The sequence below is a fragment of the Planomonospora algeriensis genome (assembly GCF_977012225.1).
Genome location: NZ_CDRNDK010000588.1, coordinates 1 through 3335, shown reverse-complemented (window position 1 = coordinate 3335; position 3335 = coordinate 1). Strand labels below are relative to the sequence as shown.

Annotated in this window: 2 protein-coding genes; both read right to left on the bottom strand. The window is 75.9% G+C overall.

Annotation, left to right across the window (positions count from 1 at the left end):
* On the bottom strand, positions 1-2281 hold a 2281-nt coding region (locus ACWJ6R_RS32900), incomplete at its 3' end, for an ATP-binding protein (protein ID WP_449065957.1).
* A gap of 105 nt (positions 2282-2386) precedes the next feature.
* A partial coding sequence (locus ACWJ6R_RS32895) for an ROK family protein (protein WP_449065956.1) occupies positions 2387-3335 on the bottom strand: 949 nt, incomplete at its 5' end.

Genomic DNA, 3335 nt, shown 5'->3' with positions numbered 1-3335 from the left:
CTCCGCCGCTCCCGGCGGGCCCGCCGGGTCCGCCGTCCCCGCCGGGTCCGTCCGGGGCGGCGGGCAGGGTGAAGCGGAACCTGGCGCCGCCGCCGGGGTTGTCCTCGGCGGTGATGGCGCCGCCGTGCCGCTCGACGATCCGCTCGCAGATGGCCAGGCCCAGGCCGGTTCCGGTGTAGCCGCCGGCGGCACGGTGGAATCCGGCGAAGATGGCCTGGTGCTGGCCGGGCGGGATGCCGATCCCCCGGTCGGCCACCTCGATCCGCGCCTGCCCCGGCGGGGCCGGCAGCGCTCGAACCTCCACTTCGGCGCCCTGCCCAGGCCGGACGTACTTGACGGCGTTGCCGACCAGGTTGTCGACCAGCTGCCGGACCAGCGACGGATCGGCGTGTACGGCGGGCAGCGGGCCGACGCCGATCCGGGGCGCGGGGCGGCCGGGATCGGCCTCGGCCGCGGTCAGGTGCTCGGCGGCGACCTCCCGCACCAGCCCGTCCAGATCGACCTTCCTCAGGTGCAGCGTGGCGTCCCGGGCGGTGGCGTACGCCAGCAGATCGTCGATCAGGCCGGCCATCCGCGCGATGCCCGCCAGCGCCTGGTCCAGGTGGTGCACGCACTCGGCGATCACCTCCTGCGCCGCCGGCTCCCGCGTCCCGGCGGGGCCGGCCGCCCCGGCGGCCTCGCCGGGGCGTTCACCGGCCAGCTCGTCCAGCTCGTCGCGGACCAGCTCGACGAACCCGCGCATCGCGGTCAGCGGGCGGCGCAGGTCGTGGGCGACGACTCCGGCGAACGCGGTCAGCTCCGCCTCGTGCTCGCGCGACGCGGTGATGTCACGGAAGACCGTCACCGCGCCGGACCGCCCGCCCGACGGGTCCAGCGGCTGCGCCGAGACGGAGATGACCATCCCCTCGGGACGGGCCCGGTTGCGGATCATCATCGGCACCTGCTCCACGTGCCGGCCGGCCAGCGCCTGCGCCATCGGCAGGTCTTCGGCGGGGAACGGCGCGCTGCCGTCCGGGAGGAAGAGGCCGTAGTGGTCCTGCCAGGTCTCCGGCCCTCCCCCGGTGGGCGGGACGCCGAGGATCTCCTTGGCCGCGGGGTTGTTCAGCAGGAACCGGCCCTGGCCGTCGACCACGCCGACGCCGTCGCTGACGCTGTCGAGCACCGCGGCCAGCAGCCCGGCCTGGCGGCGGGCGTCGGCCTCGGCCGCCCGCAGTCCGGCGGTGGCCGCCGAGACCTGGACCCGCGCCCGGGCCCGGCCGCCGCCCAGCACGGACACCAGCGCGGCCAGCAGCAGGCTCAGCACGGTCCCCGCGGCGGTGGTGATGACGGGCAGCGGGCTGCGGGCGCCGGGCAGCAACGCGGAGGAGGAGTCGATCTCCAGTTGCCACTGGCGCTGGGCGACCTGGATCGAAGTGGTGCGGTGCAGGTCGCGGGAGAGGTCCCGCCGGGAGCCGCCGGACAGCTCGGCGAGGGGCACCAGGGCGCCGTCCTCGTGCCGGGCGAGCAGCCGCACGTCGGTCAGGCCCTGCGTGGTGCGCCGCAGGGTCGCGTCGATGAAGTCCCTGCCGCGCACTCCCATCAGCACCCAGCCGACGAACGGCCGCCGGTCGCCCTCGACCCGCCCGTAGACCGGTGCGGTCAGCACGAACGCGGGCTGCCTGCGCTCCGGCGGCAGGTGGTCGTCGCGGATCAGGCGGTAGGTGTCGGAGACCGTGACCTGGCCGCTGCGGCGGGCGACGGCAAGGGCCCGGGCGGACTCGGCGGCCTGGCTGGCGTCGATGCCGATCGCCGTCCGGGTGGATCCGTCCAGCGGCCGGCTGAAGACGGAGAAGACGTGCTCCTTTCCCCGCCCCTTGGCGTCCAGCACGAGGTCGGGCACACCTCTGCGGCGCCAGAACTCCTGCACGCGCGGGACCTGATCGTCGGTGGCCGGCACCATCAGGGCGATCGAGGTCGCCCCGGCCAGCCGCATGTCCTGCAGCGCCCGCGTCGCCTGGTCGAACTCGGGCCTCGTCAGCCGCTCGTGGGACCCCAGCGCCGCGGCCATGAGGCGGAGCGCGTCGGCGTACCGGCCGCTCTCGGCGGCCACCGCGTCGGTGATCAGCGTCGCGCGCCGGTCCATCTGCTGCGCGGCGGCGCGCTGCTGCGCCTCCCGCAGCGCGCCGCCGACCCAGACCGACAGGGCCGCGCCGATCCCGGCGACGAGCAGCGCGATGAGGACCACCAGCGCCGTCCCCTCCCGGGAGGCCTGGCGGAACCGGTCCCCGAGTCCGCTCCGCACAGCATCCACTACCGGTGCAACCTGCCCCGGATCCGGCACTCCACGCCACCGCGCGGGCACGGCGCGCGGTGGCGCGCCGGGCGCCTCCCGCGTCGTGCGCGCCGCTCAGGCCGGGGAGTCGATCGCCTCCGGGGAGAGGATGTGGTCGAGGACCATGTGGGCGCAGCCGACGGTGCCCGCCCCGGGGCCCAGGCGGCTGCGCTCGATGCGGAGGTTGCGGGTGGACAGGGCGGTCGAGCGGCGGTAGACGACCTCGCGCACCCCCGCCACCAGCGGCTGGAAGGTCTCGGCGACGTCGCCGCCGAGGACGACCACGGCCGGGTTGAGGATGTTGACCGCGCTGGCGACGACCTCCCCCAGCATCCGGGCCGCGTCCCGGATCACCGTCATCGTCTCGGCGTCCCCGCCCCGGACCAGGGCGACCACGTCGGCGAGGGTCTTGACCTCGTACCCCCGGGAGCGCAGCCTGCGCAGGATCGCGACGGCGCTGGCGACCGAGTCGAGGCAGTCGGTGTTGCCGCAGCGGCAGAGCACTCCCCCGCCGTCGCGGACCGGGATGTGGCCGATCTCCCCGGCCGCGCCCAGCGCGCCGCGCAGGATCTCGCCGCCCGCGATGACGCCCGAGCCGATCCGGGTGGAGACCTTGATGAACAATAGGTCGTCGGCCTGACCGGCGTAGACCGCGCGGTGCTCGCCGATGGCGATGACGTTGACGTCGTTGTCGAGGAAGACGGGCACCGGGAAGCGCTCGGCGATGATCGGCGGAATGGCCACGCCGGTCCAGCTCGCCATGATGCGGGCGCTCTCGGTACGGCGGGCCGCGAACTCCACGGTCGCGGGGACGCCCAGGCCGACGGCCCGGACCAGGCCCGCGGGGCGGTCGCCGAGCAGTTCCTCCCAGGTCCGCATGACCAGGGGCAGCACGACGTCGGGGCCCTCCTCCACGTCGACGGCCAGGTCGGCGCGGGCCAGCTCGCCGGCGGCGAGGTCGCAGACGGCGATCCGCGCGCGGCTGGCGCCCGAGCGAGGCGACCAGGACGAGCACGCGGCGGCG